The following is a 17,215-nucleotide window of genomic DNA, read 5'->3' on the forward strand; positions in this document are numbered from 1 at the left end:
GAATGCCCGCGGAATCCGTGAACAGAGGATCCCGTGGGCGATACGGTGGATCAGGCGGCTTCTTTGGTGGTAGCGGTAGTCAGAATTGTCAGCAGTGTTTGCGCTTGTTCTGCCGCGTCGCGGCCCAGGCTGGTCAGGTAGCCGCCATCTGGCTGGTCGATCAGTTTTTTCTCGAACAGGCGTTTGGCAGCAGCAATGGCAGTGGGAGCGGCGGTCTGATGGACTTTCAGGCCTTCCTGGATATTGCCCAGGTTAAAAAGTGCAAGGATTTCCAGTTCGGCAACCAACTCAGGGGTATACGACATAAGGACTCCAGACGTTCTAGGAATTGTCAGACGCTAGCAGCCCCTAAGGTGAACGTACTTGGGCGAACTGTCCAGTGCGATATGGGCACAGGGGAGGCAAGCCGCACTCCTGTAGGAGCCAGCTTGTCGGCGATGGCGGTTCCAGGGGCCTACTGGTTTTCCGGCGGCAGCTCTGGCAGTGCGCGCAGGGCGGTTTCATACCAGTCGGTGTTGAACGGCCGGTCTTCTTCCAGCATCGCGTCGATTTCCACGGCCAGCACATGGGCCATCAGGTTCAGGATGTCTTCGCGCTCGTAACCCACCAGGGTCAGCTTGTTGAACGTGGCCTTGGCCGCGGGCGGGTTGTCGCTTTCGATCTGGTTTTCGATCGCTTGGGTCAGTGTGGATTCGGCGAACTCTTCGTCGTCGTTGTCGATATCGGTTGGCTCGCTCATGGCTGCCTCCTGTCAGGAAAGGGCGCCAGTCTACCTCCATTCAGCCAGGTGATGCTGCTGGTCAGGCGGCGCATCACGTTCTATAACCTACCCAGCCAACCCCCTGCACGGCCTGGAGGCTTTGTGATGCTCAAGCTCTACGGATTTTCGGTCAGTAACTACTACAACATGGTCAAGCTGGCGCTCCTGGAAAAAGGCCTGCCCTTCGAGGAAGTGGCTTTTTATGCCGGGCAAACCCCTGAAGCCCTGGTGGTGAGCCCGCGCGGCAAGGTGCCGGTGCTGAAGGTCGAGAGAGGTTTTATCAACGAAACCAGCGTGATTCTCGAATACCTCGAACAGACCCAGTCGGGCCCGGCCCTGCTGCCAGGCGATGCATTCCAGCGCGCCCAAGTGTTGGCGCTGTGCAGGGAAATCGAGTTGTACATCGAACTGCCGGCCCGCGCTTGTTATGGCGAGGCGTTCTTTGGCATGACGGTACCGCAGGCGATCAAGGACAAGGCCAAGGCCGAGTTGCTGTTGGGGATTGCATCACTGGGCCGGCACGGCAAGTTCGCGCCGTATGTGGCGGGGGAGAGTTTTACGCTTGCCGATCTGTATTTTATGTACAGCGTGGACTTGGCGTGTGCGGTCGGTGGGAAGCTGTTTGGCCTGGATCTGCTGGCTGAGTTGCCGAAGGCCAAGGCCTTGCTGAAGAAGCTGCAAGACCTGCCCAACGCCCAGCGAGTGGCGGCGGACAAGGAGGCGGCGATGCCAGCCTTCATGGCGATGGTCGCGGCGAAGAAGTCATAAATGTGGGAGCGGGCTTGTGTGGGAGCTGGGCTTGCCCGCGATGCAGGCACCTCGGTGTGTCAGTGACACTAAGGTGATGTTATCGCAGGCAAGCCAGCTCCCACATTTTGACCGAGTTAAATTGAAGGCTCTGGTCAAAGGTGGGAGCTGGCTTGCCTGCGATGCTTTTAGCGGCTGGCGAGCAGGGCCTGGCCGCGCACCACGGCTGCCTTGACCTGGGCCGGAGCCGTGCCGCCGATATGGTTACGGGCATTGACCGAGCCTTCCAGGGTCAGCACCGCGAACACATCCTGCTCGATCTGGTCGCTGAACTGACGTAGCTCTTGCAGGCTCATTTCCGCCAGGTCCTTGCCGGTGTCCACGCCGTACTTCACGGCATGCCCGACGATTTCATGGCAGTCACGGAACGGCAGGCCACGGCGCACCAGGTAGTCCGCCAGGTCAGTGGCGGTGGAGAAACCGCGCAGCGCCGCTTCACGCATGATCGCGTGCTTGGGCTTGATCGCCGGGATCATGTCGGCAAATGCGCGCAGCGAGTCGCGCAGGGTGTCGGCGGCGTCGAACAGCGGTTCCTTGTCTTCCTGGTTGTCTTTGTTGTAGGCCAGGGGCTGGCCCTTCATCAGGGTCAACAGGCCCATCAGTGCGCCGAATACACGGCCACTTTTACCGCGCACCAGCTCCGGCACGTCGGGGTTTTTCTTTTGCGGCATGATCGAACTGCCGGTGCAGAAGCGGTCCGGCAGGTCGATGAACTGGAACTGTGCACTGGTCCACAACACCAGTTCTTCGGAGAAACGCGACAAGTGCATCATCGCGATGCTGGCTGCTGCACAGAACTCGATGGCGAAGTCGCGATCCGATACGCCGTCCAGGGAGTTGCCGCCCACGGCGTCGAAACCCAGCAGTTGCGCGGTGTACTCGCGGTCGATCGGGTAGGTGGTGCCGGCCAGGGCCGCGCTGCCCAGAGGCATGCGGTTGGCGCGCTTGCGGCAGTCGACCAGGCGCTCGTAGTCGCGGCTGAGCATTTCGAACCAGGCCAGCAGGTGGTGGCCAAAGGTCACGGGTTGTGCGGTCTGCAGGTGGGTGAAGCCGGGCATGATGGTGTCCGATTCACGCTCGGCCTGCTCCAGCAGACCTTTTTGCAGGCGGGTGATTTCGGCCAGGATCAGGTCGATTTCATCGCGCAGCCACAGGCGGATATCGGTGGCCACCTGGTCGTTGCGGCTGCGCCCGGTGTGCAGCTTCTTGCCAGTCACGCCGATGCGGTCGGTAAGACGCGCCTCGATATTCATGTGCACGTCTTCAAGGTCCACGCGCCAGTCGAAGGTGCCAGCCTCGATTTCGCCACGGATGGTGGTCAGGCCATCGATGATGCTGTCGCGCTCGGCATCGGTCAGCACGCCGACCTTGGCCAGCATGGTGGCGTGGGCGATCGAGCCCATGATGTCGTGGCGATAGAGGCGCTGGTCGAAATTGACGGAGGCGGTGAAGCGCGCGACGAAGGCGTCGACGGGCTCACTGAAGCGGCCGCCCCAGGACTGGTTGGTCTTGTCGGTGCTCATGGATTCGCTCGTGATCTGCTTAAAAGAGGGCATGAAAGTGTGCCGCCGATAATAACAGGGTTGTCCGTGGAGGCGTTGATACGCCGCGTCGGCATTTTTATTTGTTTGATGGGTGGCAAAGTGCCTTGCCGTTGGCCGCGTCCGGGATGAGACTGGAGGCGGGAGTGAACGCGGGGGTTTAAACCGGTCGGTTCCTGAGGTAAACAAAGGGTGTTTATTGAGACGATATTTGACGATTGAGCAATGTCGCCTTCGTGAGCGTCTACAGTTGCACTGACAGGGGTGCAGTGCACCAATGCCAGGCGATGAGGTCGAACTCCAGGCTAACCTTAAAGTAGAGGGGGTGTTCATATTGAGTATCAGCAAACCCTATGACGATGCCCTGCGGTATCGGGTTTTGGGCGGTATTGAACAGGTCCGGGTAAATATTGGTGTCGCTCTCGGGGCACTTTTTGCCGCTCACGCTAGTCTTAGCGTGGATCGCCGTGACGGAAGTCACCGCACCTGTCTACGCTATCCTTGTGCGAGACTCACGCAGGAATCCAGCGCAATATGAATGTCCTGATCGTTGATGACGAACCCCAAGCCCGCGAGCGACTGAGCCGTATGGTCAGTGAACTCGAGGGATACACTGCCCTTGAACCGAGCGCGTCCAGTGGCGACGAGGCATTGACCTTGATCGACAGCCTGAAGCCGGACGTGGTGCTCCTCGATATCCGCATGCCGGGCCTTGATGGCCTGCAGGTCGCCGCCCGCTTGAGCGAGCGCGAGTCGCCGCCGGCGCTGGTGTTATGCGCCAGCGACGAGGAGTTTTCTGCCGAGGCCCTGGAGGCCAGCGGTGTCAGCTTCCTGGCCAAGCCGGTATCAGCCGATGCCCTGCTCAAGGCCTTGAAGAAAGCCGAGCGGCCCAATCGCGTGCAACTTGCCGCCCTGACCCAGCCCGCGGCGCAAAGTGGCAACGGCCCCCGCAGCCATATCAGTGCCAGGACTCGCAAGGGCATCGAGCTGATTCCCGTGGACCAGGTGATTTATTTCATTGCCGATCACAAGTACGTGACCTTGCGTCACGAGCACGGTGAAGTGCTGCTCGATGAGCCGCTCAAGGCCCTGGAAGACGAATTTGGCGAGCGTTTCGTGCGTATCCACCGCAACGCGCTGGTGGCCCGCGAACGCATCGAGCGTCTGCAGCGCACGCCCCTGGGCCATTTCCAGCTGTTCCTCAAAGGGCTCAACGGCGACGCATTGATCGTCAGCCGGCGCCACGTCGCAGGCGTGCGCAAGATGATGCAGCAGCTTTAGCCCGAAGGCTGTAGCGACCTGCATGCCCCAATTGCGGTGCGCTGCGGCCAGGGAGGCCCCGCACTTGCTGATTCAAATCAAGGCGGTTCTGCCTGAGCTGTTATTATCTGCCGTATCTATTCAGTACGGATTGATCCATGTCCTCTCGCGAAATCCGCATCGCCACCCGTAAAAGCGCCCTGGCCTTGTGGCAGGCCGAATACGTCAAAGCCCGCCTTGAGCAAGCCCATCCTGGCCTCACGGTGACCCTGGTGCCCATGGTCAGTCGCGGCGACAAGCTGCTCGACTCGCCGCTGTCGAAAATCGGTGGCAAGGGCCTGTTCGTCAAGGAGCTGGAAACCGCTCTGCTGGAGAACGAAGCCGACATCGCCGTGCACTCGATGAAAGACGTGCCGATGGACTTTCCCGAAGGCCTCGGCCTGTATTGCATCTGCGAGCGTGAAGACCCGCGCGATGCCTTCGTGTCCAACACCTACGCCTCCCTCGATGAATTGCCGCAGGGCAGTATCGTCGGCACCTCCAGCCTGCGTCGCCAGGCCCAGTTGCTGACCCGTCGCCCGGACCTGCAGATCCGCTTCCTGCGGGGCAACGTCAATACCCGCCTGGCCAAGCTGGATGCCGGCGAGTACGACGCGATCATCCTGGCGGCGGCTGGCCTGATTCGTCTGGGCTTTGAAGACCGCATCACCTCGGCCATCAGTGTCGAGGACAGCCTGCCGGCCGGTGGCCAGGGAGCAGTCGGTATCGAATGCCGCACCGCAGACCGGGAAATCCAGGCGCTGCTCAAGGCTCTGGATCACCAAGACACTGAGGTTCGTGTCACCGCCGAACGCGCCCTGAACAAACACCTCAACGGTGGCTGCCAGGTGCCGATTGCCTGCTACGCGGTACTTGAGGGTGAGAACCTGTGGCTGCGCGGCCTGGTGGGCGACCCTGACGGTGGTTTGCTGCTCACCGCGCAAATCCGCGGGCCACAAGCCGAAGCCGCGAGCCTGGGCGTGCAGGTAGCCGAAGAACTCCTGGCAAAAGGCGCCGGCGCCATTCTGCAAAAAGTCTATGGCGAGGCCGGTCCGCAGTGACCGACTGGCGTGTGCTGCTGACGCGGCCTGCCGAGGATTCGGCAGCCTTGGCGGCCTCGTTGTCCGAAGCCGGTATCTTCAGCAGCAGCCTGCCGTTGCTGGAAACCCAACCCTTGCCCATCACTGCTGAACACCGGGCGGTTTTTCAGGGCCTGGATCGCTATTGTGCGGTGATCGTCGTGAGCAAGCCGGCCGCACGCCGGGCGTTGCACTTGCTTGATCAATACGCGCCAGCAGTGCCGGCCTTGCCGTGGTTCAGCGTTGGTGCGGCAACGGCCCAGGTCCTGGCTGAGCATGGCCTTAACGTGAGCTACCCCGAGCTTGGGGATGACAGTGAGGCCTTGCTTGCATTGCCCAGGTTGCGCGAGGCTGTCGCTGTTGACCATGCGCGGGTATTGATCCTGCGCGGGCAGGGTGGGCGAGAGCTGCTGGCTGAGCGTTTGCGCGGCCAAGGTGCTAGTGTCGATTATCTGGAGTTGTATCGTCGGTTTCTGCCGGCCTACGACCCGGATGTGCTCGCCCAACGCATTGCAGTGGAACGCTTGAACGGCCTGGTGGTCAGCAGTGGGCAGGGTTTTTTGCATCTGCAAGGCCTCGCCGGTGCCCATTGGCCACGCGTGGCCCAGTTGCCGTTGTTCGTGCCCAGCCCACGAGTCGCCGAAATGGCGCGGGCGGCGGGCGCGGAAAAAGTTGTGGATTGCCGTGGTGCCAGTGCCGCGGCTTTGCTAGTGGCGTTACGGAGCCAGCCCGTTCCCACTCTCTAATAACGCAAAGGATGGACACGTGAGCGAAACAGCCTTGCCTAAAGATGAAGCTCAGCCCGCGCTCGATGCGCCTGTTGAGACCCCGATCACTGCGCCTCGCCGTGGCAATGGCCTGGCGATCCTCGCTCTGCTGCTTGGTGCCGCCGGTGTTGCGGCTGGCGGCTGGGGGCTCTGGCAGGTCCGGGCCTTGCAAGCGAGCAGCCAGCAACAGTTGGGGCAGGTGCGCACCCTGGATGAACAATCCCAGGGCATCGCGCAGGCGCAACAGCAGTTGGCCGCACGCCTGGCACAATTGCCCGGTGCTGATGAGCTGGAGGAACGCCGCCGGTTGGTCGCGCAATTACAGGGCGACCAGCAGCGCCTGAACCAGCGTCTGGAAACCGTGCTGGGTGCCAGCCGCAAGGACTGGCGCCTGGCCGAGGCCGAGCATCTGCTGCGCCTGGCCAGCCTGCGTTTGTCCGCGTTGCAGGACATCAACAGTGCCCAGGCGTTGGTGCAGGGCGCCGATGAGATCCTGCGCGAGCAGAGCGATCCGGGTTCGTACGCCGCCCGCGAGCAATTGGCCAAGAGCTTGGCGGCATTGCGCAGTGTCGAGCAGCCGGATCGTACCGGGCTGTACCTGCAACTGGCGGCGCTGCGTGACCAGGTGGTGCAACTGGCGGCCGTGTCCCCGGAATATCAGCTGCAAGAAAGCCCGCAAGGCCTTGCGACTACCGACACTGACAATCGCTGGAGCCAATGGTGGGAGCAGATTTCCCGCTACTTCCGTATCGACTTCAATCCCGACGATAACATCCGCCCGTTGCTGGCAGGCCAAGGCCTGAACCAGGTGCGCCTGGCCCTGAGCCTGGCGCTGGAGCAGGCGCAATGGGCCGCACTCAATGGCGAGCCGGCGGTATACGCCCGAGCGCTGGGCGAGGCGCGCAGCGTGTTGCAGGGCAACTTCAACCAGGACAATCCGCAAAGCCAGGCCATGCTGGCGCGTATCACCGAGCTTGAGCCCAAGGCCGTCTCGGTGGTGACCCCGGACCTCGCCGCGAGTTTGTCTGCGGTGCAGGCTTACCTTGAACGCCGCCACCTGTCTGCCGATGAAGCCAAGGCTTCAGCCGGTAAGCCGGCGACCCAGGAGTAAAGCCGATGAAGCGTTTCTATGTGATCCTGGTGCTGGCGATAGCTCTCGCCCTGGCGCTGGCGGTGGGCATCTCGAAACACACCGGCTATGTGCTGATCAGCTACCCCCATGTGCTGCATTATGAGTCCGGCCTGTGGTCGACCCTGGTGGCGGTGTTTGTCGTCGGCCTGGCGATCTATCTGCTGCGGGTACTGCTGGGCCTGGTGACGACTTCCGGTGGCGTGGTCAACCCGTGGTCGCGGCGCAATCGCAGTCGACGGGTGCAAGTCGCTATTGAACAAGGGCAGATGGACCTGGCGGAAGGCCGCTGGGCCAGTGCCGAGCGGCACCTGCACCGCGCGGCGGAAGCCGAACGCCAACCATTGCTGTATTACCTTGGCGCAGCCCGGGCGGCCAACGAGCAGGGGCGTTATGAAGAGTCCGACAGCCTGCTGGAGCGCGCTTTGGAGCGTCAGCCCCAGGCCGAGCTCGCCATCGCCTTGAGCCACGCGCAGTTGCAGATGGACCGTGGCGACACGGATGCGGCCCTCGTGACGCTGCAGGCCATGCATGAGCGCCATCCGCACAACGCCCAGGTCTTGCGCCAGCTCCAGCGCTTGCACCAGCAGCGCGGTGACTGGTCCTCGGTGATCCGGCTGTTACCGGAGCTGCGCAAGGACAAAGTGCTGCCCGCCCCCGAGCTGGCGGATCTGGAGCGCCGGGCCTGGGGTGAAAACCTGAGCCTGGCGGTACAGCGTGAAGAACAGGGCGAGGCGGGCCTGCAATCCCTTGAGCGGGCCTGGCAACAATTGACCTCGGCCCAGCGCCAGGAGCCCCAGTTGGTGTTGGCCTATGCCGAGCAATTGCGCCAATTGGGCGCCGATGCCAAGGCCGAAGAGGCGTTGCGTGTTGCGCTCAAGCGTGGTTACGACAGTCACTTGATCAGGTTGTATGGCCTGCTGCGCGGTAGCGATCCGGCACGCCAGCTGAAATTCGCCGAAGGTTGGCTCAAGGACCATCCGGGGGACGCCAGTCTGTTGCTGACGCTGGGCCGGCTCTGCCTGCAAAACAGTCTTTGGGGCAAGGCGCGGGACTATCTGGAAAGCAGCCTGCAAGTGCAACGCAACCCCGAGGCCTGCGCCGAATTGGCGCGATTGCTGGCGCAGTTGGGTGACACCGAGCGCAGTAATCAACTGTTCCAGGAAGGCCTGGGGTTGTTGGATAGTCGCCTGCTGGCTTCGCCGCTACCGGTGCCTGCACGGGTTTAACGTAGGATGTTTTGAAGGGTTGGCTCGGAAGCATCTGGTAACCAGCCCTTCAAAATCCCTGGGTTTTCTCGATTTCAGGGGCTTGAGGTGGTTTCCCACACCGGGCCACGTAAAGTCGCCAGCCCTCTGACGGGATATCCCTGCTATCTCGCGGAAGCGTCTGCTCCAGCGCGTATTGAAAGGGGTAAGGTCTTTCCTCTACCGTAACTACCTATCTCTTGCGTTGCGGATAAACAATGTCTTTGGCCCCCTCACGCTCCTTGTTCTTCCTGGCGTTCATGGCCGGTGTGCTGACGTTGGGCGCGTCTTTTTATCTGGAATACGGGGCTCTGCTGCGACCTTGTTTCCTGTGCCTGATCCAGCGCAGCCTGCTGGCGGTGTTCACCTTGATTACCCTGATAGCAACGCTCCATGGCCCCAGGCGCGTGGGCATTTACCTGTACTGGGCGGCGAGCATGGGTTGTGCGCTGCTCGGCGCAGTGACAGCGGTGCGCCAGGTGCTGTTGCAGAACATCCCGCCTGACCAGATGCCCAACTGCTGGCCGAGCCTGGAATACATGATCGAAAACCTGTCGCTGGGGCAAGCCTTGCAACTGGCATTCAAGGGCACCGTCGATTGTGTGGAAATCAACTGGACGCTGTTCGACTTGAGCATCCCGGAGTGGAGCCTGCTGTTCTTCGTGGCCATGCTCATCCTGGGGGCAACGCAGTTTTCGCGTTTGTTGCCCGGCCCGGGTTTGCGGTTCGTGAAGCACTGATTGGGTGTGTTGGCTCGTAGGATGGGATTAAACACTTGTATGAACTTTCTGGTCTGCGTACCTTGAAGCCATAGTCACGCGGGCATAATCTGGCCCGCACGCGTTATTGAAACAGTTTGTTCGATGCGGCGTTGTCCGCTTGCCGCTTATCCTCGACGTATTGCGCGGGCAAAAGCGGCACCGCCCATAAGGGAAGAGATCATCATGTTGGAAAGTTGTCAGAATGCTCAGGAACGCTGGGGTGGTGTGCATAAGCTGATCGACAGCTGGTTGAAAGCACGTCACGAATTGGTTCGGGCCTTTGATGCTCTTGGTGAGAAACCCGAGGCTCTGGCTGAGAACCGCAAGCCTCTGCAGGAGTTCTGTGGTGTCTTGGTGGACTACGTCTCGGCAGGGCACTTCGGGGTGTATGAGCAACTGACCAAGGAGGCCGAGGCCTTTGACGACCAGCGTGGCCTGGACTTGGCCAAGACCATTTACCCGCGCATCGACGTCATCACCGAAAAGCTCCTGGCTTTTAACGACCTCTGCGACAAGGGTGAGTGCGTTGCCGCAAAATTCAAAGAGCTGGGCGGCTTGCTCCATGAGCGTTTCGAGCTGGAAGACTGCCTGATCGAAGTGCTGCACAACGCCCACAAGGAAGAGCCTGCAACCCAGGCTTGAGCCTTCGCGGCGAGACAAGAAAACGGTGCGCATGGCGCACCGTTTTTCGTTGGGGTCAGGCTCCGGTTGCGAGCAACTCAATCTCGAAAACCAGTGGCGTGTAAGGTGCTATCAACTCACCTGCGCCGTCTGCGCCATAGGCTTGTGCCGATGGAATCACCAGGCGCCACTTCGCGCCCACCGGCATCTGCTGCAACGCGCTTTGCCAGCCGTTGATCACACTGTCCAGGCGAAACCATTGGGGCTGGGCACTCTGGTCGAAAATCGTGCCATCGGGCAATCGCCCCACATACGTCACTTGAACCCGATCATGGGCGCCCGGCTTTTTCCCGCTGCCGGGGGTCAGTTCCGTGAGCAAGATACCGTCGGCCAATTCCCGCACGCCGGTCCGGGCTTTTTCCGTGGTCATGAATTGTTGTTCGGCGGCGAGGGCCTTTTCGCTTTGCGGCACTTGGGTCTCGTGGCTGGCCTGCGCTTCGTGCTGGGCGAGAATCTGTGCGATGCGTGCCTCATCCAGTGCCAGGGGCTTGCCTTGATAGGCTTGTTTGAGACCGTCGAGCAAGGCCTGGATCTGTAGGTCGGGGACTTCCTGGCGCAGACGCTCACCCAGGCTGGCGCCCAGGCTGTAGGCCAGGTCGTGGCTGTCTTTGGACGCCGCCGGTTCAGTTGCATTGGCCACTGAAATCGACAAACCCAGGATGAAAAAAAGGTAACGCGACATGGGTATTCTCCAGCCGAAAGTGCGGTGGATTATGCCAGTGTGAGGGGGTAAAGAATGGAGTGGTTTTTCGTTATATCGATAAGAATTTTTGTGCGGTGCAACGCAACGCATTCGATACTGTCAACATGCCCTAGCGGCGGTAAGAGCAGAGGGCTAGTATGAGCCGCACCCACGTCAGCCAGGAGGTAAACCATGTCGGCCAAACAGAAGCCTGTTAATACCCCGTTGCACTTGCTCCAACAACTCTCGGGCAGCCTGCTCGAACATTTGGAAAGTGCTTGCTCCCAAGCCTTGGCTGATGCAGAAAAATTGCTCGCCAAGCTGGAAAAGCAACGCGGCAAGGCGCAAGAAAAACTGCATAAATCCCGTACCAAACTGCAAGACGCCGCAACCGCCGGCAAAGCCAAGGCGCAAACCAAAGCCAAGGGCGCCGTGAAAGAACTTGAGGACTTGCTCGATGCCCTCAAGGATCGTCAATCCGAAACCCGCACCTACATCCTTCAACTCAAGCGCGATGCCCAAGAGAGCCTGAAATTGGCGCAGGGTGTTGGTCGTGTGAAAGAAGCGGTGGCCAAAGTGCTGAGCACTCGTACACCGGCCAAGGCCGTTGCGGCCAAGGCGCCGGCCAAAGTTGCGGTCAAGCCTGCTGCTAAAAAAGCGCCTGCGAAACCAGCTGCCAAGCCAGTTGCCAAAACCGCTGCTGCGAAACCAGCCGCTAAACCAGCTGCCAAAACCGCTGCTGCGAAACCAGCCGCTAAACCAGCTGCCAAAACTGCTGCTGCGAAACCAGCCGCTAAGCCAGCTGCCAAAACTGCTGCTGCGAAACCAGCCGCCAAGCCAGCTGCCAAAACCGCTGCTGCGAAACCAGCCGCCAAGCCAGCTGCCAAACCTGCTGCTGCGAAACCAGCCGCTAAGCCAGTTGCCAAAACTGCTGCTGCAAAGCCTGCCGCTAAACCAACTGCCAAAACTGCTGCTGCGAAACCAGCCGCCAAGCCAGCCGCCAAGCCAGCTGCCAAAACTGCTGCTGCAAAGCCGGCCGCTAAGCCAGCTACTAAAACTGCTGCCGCAAAACCAGCCGCCAAGCCAGCTGCCAAACCTGCTGCCGCAAAACCAGCCGCTAAGCCAGCTGCCAAACCTGCTGCTGCCAAACCTGCTGCTGCCAAGCCTGCTGCTGCAAAGCCAGCCGCCAAACCAGCTCCAGCAGCCGCCCAGCCTGCTACCCCTGCCGCTCCAGCCGCTACCACCGCACCGGCCAGCAACACGCCTGCCCCGGCAGCACCCGTCACCACCCCAACCAGCACTTCCTAAGTGCCGGTGGCCGCGGCGCGCAGCTGATGCAGCGCGTCGTGGTCGAGGTTGGCGGCTTCGGTCACCAGTCCTTCAAGCCATGTTTGATCCGTGGCTCGTTCCCCTGTTGGCCAACCCTTCGCCAGCGCCTCCAGGCGTAACAGCAACTGCCGTTCGGCTTCCAGCTCCAGGGCCTTGACCCGCTCGCGCAAAGCTCCCAGTTCCACATCCTGCTGCGCCATAGCGCGCCATTGCGTGCGCACCATGCGCAAGGGCTGTACGACATCTGCCTGCCAGGGGTCGGCAATTTCCCGTAGTGCCAGCACACGCGCAGGTTCGGGTGCGACGCCACGCTGTTCCAGCCACAGCCCGCACAACAACAGACACACATTCGCCCCTTGTTCCTGCAAGCGCAGGCAGGCATCTTCAGCGCCCGCACGGGCGTAGGTCGAGAGGGCAAAGCTCCACAGGTCAGCGCACATGTTCACACCCAAGCCAGCGGTCAACGAAGCTGGTAGACTCCGCCGCCATTATGATCCGACTTCAAAGCCTAACATTACAGCGTGGCCCGCAACGTCTTCTTGAAGACGCCGAGCTGACCCTGCACGCCGGTCACAAAGCCGGCCTGATCGGTGCCAATGGCGCCGGCAAATCCACGTTGTTTGCCCTGTTGCTCGGTGAGCTGACCCCGGATTCCGGGGATTGCCTGCTGCCGGCCGACTGGCGTATCGCCCATATGCGCCAGGAGATCGACACCCTGGACCGCATCGCGATCGACTATGTGCTCGATGGCGACCTGCGCCTGCGCCAGGTGCAACACGACCTGGCCGAGGCTGAGAAAGCCCAGGACGGTGCCGCCCAGGCCCGCCTGCACTCGGAACTCGACAGCGCCGACGGCTACACCGCCGACGCCCGCGCGCGCAAGATGCTCGCCGGCCTTGGGTTTACCAACGAACAGATGGATCGCCCGGTCGCCGACTTTTCCGGTGGCTGGCGCATGCGCCTGAACCTGGCCCAGGCGCTGATGTGCCCCTCGGATCTGTTGCTGCTCGATGAGCCGACCAACCACTTGGATCTCGATGCGATCCTGTGGCTGGAGGATTTCCTCAAGAGCTACCCCGGCACCTTGTTGCTGATTTCCCACGACCGGGATTTCCTCGACGCCGTGGTCGACAACATCGCCCATGTCGAGCAAAAGAAAATCACCCTCTATCGCGGCGGCTACACCGCGTTCGAGCGGGCCCGTGCCGAACGCCTGGCCCAGCAGCAACAGGCTTTCGAGAAGCAGCAGGCGCAGCGTGCGCATATGGAAAGCTACATCGCCCGGTTCAAGGCCCAGGCCACCAAGGCCCGCCAGGCCCAGAGCCGGATCAAGGCCCTGGAGCGCATGGAAGAACTGTCGGCGGCCCACGTCGATTCGCCGTTCGACTTTGTGTTCCGCGAGTCGCTGAAAATCTCCAGCCCCTTGCTCGATCTCTCGGATGCACGCCTGGGTTATGGCGACAAAACCATCCTGGAGAAGGTCAAGCTGCAGCTCACCCCGGGTGCGCGCATCGGTTTGCTCGGCCCCAACGGCGCGGGCAAATCGACGCTGATCAAGAACCTGTCAGGCGAGCTGCAACCCCTGGCCGGGCGCCTGACCCGTGGCGAGAACCTGGTGGTGGGCTACTTCGCCCAGCATCAACTGGACTCCCTCGACGCCAAGGCCAGCCCGCTGTTGCACTTGCAGCGCCTGGCGCCAACCGAGCGCGAACAGACCCTGCGTGACTTCCTCGGTGGCTTTGACTTCCGTGGTGCACGCATCGATGAGCCGGTGCTGAATTTCTCCGGCGGCGAAAAAGCCCGCCTGGCCCTGGCCCTGATCGCCTGGGACCGGCCCAACCTGCTGCTGCTCGACGAACCGACCAACCACCTGGACCTGGAAATGCGCCTGGCGCTGACCATGGCCCTGCAGGAATTCAGTGGCGCTGTACTGGTGGTGTCTCACGACCGCCACTTACTCAAGAGCACCACCGACAATTTCCTGCTGGTGGCCGATGGCAAGGTGGAAGAGTTCGACGGCGACCTGGACGACTACGCCCGCTGGTTGACCGACTATCGCCTGCGTAACGCGCCGGTCAGCAACACCCCGGTCAACCCGGACAAGACCGACAAGAAAGCCCAGCGCCAGGCCGCCGCTGCCCTGCGCCAGCAGTTGGCGCCGCACAAACGCGAAGCCGACAAGCTCGAAGCCGAGTTGGGCAAGGTCCACGAGCGCCTGGCCAAGATCGAAGCCAGCCTCGGCGACAGCGCGGTGTACGAAGCGGCCCGCAAGGATGAACTGCGCGACTTGCTGGCCGAACAGGCCAAGCTCAAGGTGCGTGAAGGGCAATTGGAGGAAACCTGGATGGAAGCCCTCGAATTGCTCGAAGGCCTGCAAGCGGAGCTGGAGGCGCTGTCCTGATGGAAGCCTTGCAACTGCCGCTGCCAGCGCAATGGATCGAACCGGTGTGGGTCGGCGTGCAAATCCTGCTGATCCTGCTGGCCGGCTACCTGGCCCAGCGCTTCGTCGCCAAGGGCCTGACGCGGCTGGGCGAGCGCTACCCGTTCCCGCCACAACTGCTGATGCCCCTGCGTGGTGGCCTGCGCTGGCTGATCATGGGCAGTGCGCTGATCTTCGTCCTCGAACGCCTGGGCGTGTCGGCCACCGTGCTGTGGACTGCGCTATCGGGTTTTGTGGCCGTGGCGGCGGTGGCGTTCTTTGCCATGTGGTCGGTGCTGTCCAACCTGCTCTGCGCGATCCTGATTTTTACCGTCGGGCCGTTTCGCCTGGGCGATGTGGTCGAGCTGGTGGACACCGTCGACAAGCCTGGCGTCAAAGGCCGGGTGATCGCGATCAACCTGCTTTACACCACGCTGATCGAAGTGGCCGAGGCGGGCACCGACAGCGCGGTGGTGCAAGTGCCCAACAGCCTGTTCTTCCAGCGTTCGGTACGCCGCTGGCGCGGTAGTGATATCAGCTCCTTGCCTTAAAATTCTCTAGCCAGCCCTCGGCCCTCGGAGTTAGCTTAGTGCTCACAACGAATTTGCTACGAGGTGTGTAATGGCGCTCGACACATGGCTGGCCTTTTTCCTGGCCAGCTGGATCATCAGTCTCTCCCCCGGCGCGGGCGCCATCGCCTCGATGTCTAGCGGCCTGCAATACGGTTTCCTGCGCGGTTACTGGAACGCCATCGGCCTGCAATTGGGCCTGGCGATGCAGATTGCCGTGGTGGCGGGCGGCCTGGGCGCCATTCTTGCGGCGTCTTCTACCGCGTTCTATGCGATCAAGTGGTTTGGCGTGGCGTACCTGGTGTATCTGGCCGTCAAGCAATGGCGCGCCTTGCCCATGGACATGAGCGATGACGCGGCCGTACGCCCGATCGGCAAGCCGATGGCGATGATGTTCCGTGGTTTCTTGGTCAATGCCAGCAACCCCAAGGCCCTGGTCTTCATGCTGGCGGTGCTGCCGCAGTTTGTGAACCCGCAGGCACCGCTGCTGATCCAGTACCTGATCCTCGGCGCGACCATGATCGGCGTGGATATGATCGTGATGGCCGGCTACACCGGGCTGGCGTCGAAGGTACTGCGCCTGTTGCGAACGCCCAAGCAGCAAAAACGCGTGAACCGTACGTTTGCCGGGCTGTTCGTGGGCGCGGCGGGTTTCCTCGCCAGCCTGCATCGCGCAACGGCCTGACTGAATAAACCCAATCAAAACTGTAGGAGCTGGTTTGCCGGCGATAGCGGTGTATCAGCCAGCATATATTGCACTGACCCATCGCTATCGCCGGCAAGCCGGCTCCTACATTGGTTTTGGGTTCAGTGCAGGATCTTCGGCGCCTCATCCCTTGGCAGGTTATTGCGCAACGCAGGCTGGCCGGGCTCTTGATACCCGCCGCCCAACTGCTCTTGTAGCTGGCGCGCCACATCTTCACCCAGGGTTTTCGACACTTCCTTCACCACCCGTGGCCGGCTCAGGCTCACGCGCACGTCGCGACTGCTCACCAACTTGGTGTCCTGGCCTTCACCCATGGCGGTAAATGCCGAGGTGATCTCGTAGGTACGGGTGTTGATCAGGCTGAAGTCCGCCACGACCGCCAGCCCCAGTACCGCTGAATAGCTGTTGGTGCGATCCAGGGCGTTGATGTCCTGGGTGAAGTCGATATCCGACAAGGTGCCAAACAACACATAGTCGGCGCCCTTGAAGTGGCCGGCCTTGATCCGCTTGATCACGTCGTACACATCGCCTTTGGCCTCGCTGGTGTAGGGCGTGCCCTGGACCAGTTGGAACTGGCGCGACTTGAGAATCTCGCCCTTGATATCGCCGCTGAATTTGCGCAGCTCGCTCTGTTCGATGTAGCTGTTGCGGCTCTCGAACTCGGTGTAGCTGGACGCGCCGCTGGCGTTATACGGGCTGGCCTGGAAGTTATTGCTGGCCGCGACGGCGTGGATGTATTGCTCCACCCGCGCCTCGTAGGCCAGGTCCGTGACCGCGATTTTCGGCGCCGCCCAGGCGCCAAAGCTGCACAGCAGAGCGATGATGCCGATCCATGGGCCCATGGCTTAGCGCTCCGTGGTCTTGCGGATTTCTTTTTCGTCCATCCATTCCGCCAGGCCGCTTTCGACGTCGACCAGTTGCAGGCTGAACTTGTAGAACACGTCCTTGTAGTCGGCGCTGCGCTTGACGATGGAACTGATGGAACCTTCCAGGCGGTACTTGGCGGCGACCATGTTGCCGGTCTTGCTGACCGTGGACTTCTTGTACAGGCCGCTCTGGTTTTGCAGCTTGAGCTGGTCGACCTGGCTTTGCATATCGGTGTTGTCGCTGGCGAAGCGGGCGGTGCCGGTCTTCATCAACTGGGTCTTGATCGAGGTGGTGATCTCGCGGGTATCGATGTACTCGCTGGTCTTGTTCTTCACGTCATACACCTGCACCACCGGGCGGCCCTGGAGGATGCCGGACTGCGCCAGGGAGCGGGTCATGCTTTCGGCGATCATCTGCAGGTCGGTGGAGCCGAACTCGTTGGTCACCAGTTCCACGGCCTTGGTGTCGCCATAGCTGATGTTTTTGCCGCCGATGACCGGCGAGGTGTTGGCGCAGCCGCTGGCCAGGACGGCGATCACGGCGAGGAACGAAAAGCGTGCAAACATGGGAAG

Annotated in this window: 19 protein-coding genes; 12 read left to right on the plus strand and 7 right to left on the minus strand. The window is 61.5% G+C overall.

Annotated elements, in window-relative coordinates; translation table 11 throughout:
* Window positions 1–50: 50 nt before the first annotated feature.
* Both HBO12_RS10365 and HBO12_RS10370 read right to left on the minus strand, forming a co-directional pair.
* On the minus strand, window positions 51–305 hold the full coding sequence (locus HBO12_RS10365; protein WP_169955381.1) for a TIGR02647 family protein: 255 nt from the start codon (window positions 303–305) through the stop codon (window positions 51–53).
* Window positions 306–454: 149 nt separating this feature from the next.
* The gene (locus HBO12_RS10370; RefSeq protein WP_057440482.1) at window positions 455–739 is read right to left on the minus strand and encodes a hypothetical protein; all 285 of its coding nucleotides are present in this window, start codon (window positions 737–739) and stop codon (window positions 455–457) included.
* A 126-nt stretch (window positions 740–865) separates the two neighbouring features.
* On the opposite strand from HBO12_RS10370, the gene HBO12_RS10375 reads away from it, so the two are divergent.
* Window positions 866–1,528 (plus strand): glutathione S-transferase family protein, encoded by a 663-nt coding sequence (locus HBO12_RS10375; RefSeq protein ID WP_170042084.1) that lies wholly within the window; start codon window positions 866–868, stop codon window positions 1,526–1,528.
* Between the two features lie 167 nt (window positions 1,529–1,695).
* On the opposite strand, the gene argH is transcribed toward HBO12_RS10375, so the two are convergent.
* A complete protein-coding gene (argH, locus tag HBO12_RS10380; protein ID WP_169955380.1) occupies window positions 1,696–3,090 on the minus strand; it encodes an argininosuccinate lyase in 1,395 nt (464 codons plus the stop codon).
* A 552-nt stretch (window positions 3,091–3,642) separates the two neighbouring features.
* Here argH and HBO12_RS10385 point away from each other — a divergent pair.
* The 7 genes from HBO12_RS10385 to HBO12_RS10415 all read left to right on the plus strand — a co-directional run bounded on the left by HBO12_RS10385 (window position 3,643) and on the right by HBO12_RS10415 (window position 10,032).
* The gene (locus HBO12_RS10385) at window positions 3,643–4,389 is read left to right on the plus strand and encodes a LytR/AlgR family response regulator transcription factor (RefSeq protein ID WP_169955379.1); all 747 of its coding nucleotides are present in this window, start codon (window positions 3,643–3,645) and stop codon (window positions 4,387–4,389) included.
* A 137-nt stretch (window positions 4,390–4,526) separates the two neighbouring features.
* Window positions 4,527–5,468, plus strand: a complete 942-nt coding sequence (gene hemC, locus HBO12_RS10390; RefSeq protein ID WP_170042085.1) for a hydroxymethylbilane synthase — start codon at window positions 4,527–4,529, stop codon at window positions 5,466–5,468.
* A complete protein-coding gene (locus HBO12_RS10395) occupies window positions 5,465–6,232 on the plus strand; it encodes a uroporphyrinogen-III synthase (RefSeq protein ID WP_169955377.1) in 768 nt (255 codons plus the stop codon). The genes hemC and HBO12_RS10395 overlap by 4 nt, the downstream gene beginning before the upstream one ends.
* Before the next feature lie 19 nt (window positions 6,233–6,251).
* Window positions 6,252–7,364 (plus strand): uroporphyrinogen-III C-methyltransferase, encoded by a 1,113-nt coding sequence (locus HBO12_RS10400; protein WP_169955376.1) that lies wholly within the window; start codon window positions 6,252–6,254, stop codon window positions 7,362–7,364.
* Between the two features lie 5 nt (window positions 7,365–7,369).
* Window positions 7,370–8,611, plus strand: coding sequence for a heme biosynthesis protein HemY (locus tag HBO12_RS10405; protein ID WP_170042086.1), 1,242 nt, complete (start codon window positions 7,370–7,372; stop codon window positions 8,609–8,611).
* 236 nt (window positions 8,612–8,847) lie between these two features.
* Window positions 8,848–9,369, plus strand: coding sequence for a disulfide bond formation protein B (locus HBO12_RS10410; protein WP_169955374.1), 522 nt, complete (start codon window positions 8,848–8,850; stop codon window positions 9,367–9,369).
* A gap of 204 nt (window positions 9,370–9,573) precedes the next feature.
* Window positions 9,574–10,032 (plus strand): Rsd/AlgQ family anti-sigma factor, encoded by a 459-nt coding sequence (locus HBO12_RS10415; protein WP_070994033.1) that lies wholly within the window; start codon window positions 9,574–9,576, stop codon window positions 10,030–10,032.
* A gap of 55 nt (window positions 10,033–10,087) precedes the next feature.
* On the opposite strand, the gene HBO12_RS10420 is transcribed toward HBO12_RS10415, so the two are convergent.
* Window positions 10,088–10,753, minus strand: a complete 666-nt coding sequence (locus HBO12_RS10420; RefSeq protein ID WP_170042087.1) for an FKBP-type peptidyl-prolyl cis-trans isomerase — start codon at window positions 10,751–10,753, stop codon at window positions 10,088–10,090.
* A gap of 192 nt (window positions 10,754–10,945) precedes the next feature.
* Between HBO12_RS10420 and HBO12_RS10425 the strand changes: the two genes are divergently transcribed.
* Complete coding sequence (locus HBO12_RS10425) at window positions 10,946–12,061, plus strand: AlgP family protein (protein WP_170042088.1); 1,116 nt, start codon at window positions 10,946–10,948, stop codon at window positions 12,059–12,061.
* Here the strand turns inward: HBO12_RS10425 and HBO12_RS10430 are convergent.
* On the minus strand, window positions 12,058–12,522 hold the full coding sequence (locus HBO12_RS10430) for a TIGR02444 family protein (protein WP_170042089.1): 465 nt from the start codon (window positions 12,520–12,522) through the stop codon (window positions 12,058–12,060). The genes HBO12_RS10425 and HBO12_RS10430 overlap by 4 nt on opposite strands.
* A 50-nt stretch (window positions 12,523–12,572) precedes the next feature.
* Here HBO12_RS10430 and HBO12_RS10435 point away from each other — a divergent pair, with 50 nt between their 5' ends.
* From HBO12_RS10435 to HBO12_RS10445, 3 genes are all read left to right on the plus strand, one after another.
* Window positions 12,573–14,483: an ATP-binding cassette domain-containing protein gene (locus HBO12_RS10435; protein WP_170042090.1), complete on the plus strand. Its 1,911-nt coding sequence runs from the start codon at window positions 12,573–12,575 to the stop codon at window positions 14,481–14,483.
* Window positions 14,483–15,052 (plus strand): mechanosensitive ion channel family protein, encoded by a 570-nt coding sequence (locus tag HBO12_RS10440; RefSeq protein WP_170042091.1) that lies wholly within the window; start codon window positions 14,483–14,485, stop codon window positions 15,050–15,052. The genes HBO12_RS10435 and HBO12_RS10440 overlap by 1 nt, the downstream gene beginning before the upstream one ends.
* Before the next feature lie 70 nt (window positions 15,053–15,122).
* Complete coding sequence (locus HBO12_RS10445) at window positions 15,123–15,755, plus strand: LysE family transporter (protein WP_169955041.1); 633 nt, start codon at window positions 15,123–15,125, stop codon at window positions 15,753–15,755.
* Between the two features lie 122 nt (window positions 15,756–15,877).
* Here HBO12_RS10445 and HBO12_RS10450 read toward each other — a convergent pair whose 3' ends face one another.
* A complete protein-coding gene (locus HBO12_RS10450; RefSeq protein ID WP_170042092.1) occupies window positions 15,878–16,618 on the minus strand; it encodes a penicillin-binding protein activator LpoB in 741 nt (246 codons plus the stop codon).
* A gap of 3 nt (window positions 16,619–16,621) precedes the next feature.
* Window positions 16,622–17,209 carry a penicillin-binding protein activator LpoB gene (lpoB, locus tag HBO12_RS10455; RefSeq protein ID WP_169955039.1) on the minus strand — a complete coding sequence of 196 codons (588 nt, stop codon included), beginning with the start codon at window positions 17,207–17,209 and terminating at the stop codon, window positions 16,622–16,624.
* Window positions 17,210–17,215: the final 6 nt, after the last annotated feature.

Origin of the sequence: Pseudomonas sp. WS 5059 (assembly GCF_012985525.1) — a bacterium.
GTDB lineage: Bacteria > Pseudomonadota > Gammaproteobacteria > Pseudomonadales > Pseudomonadaceae > Aquipseudomonas.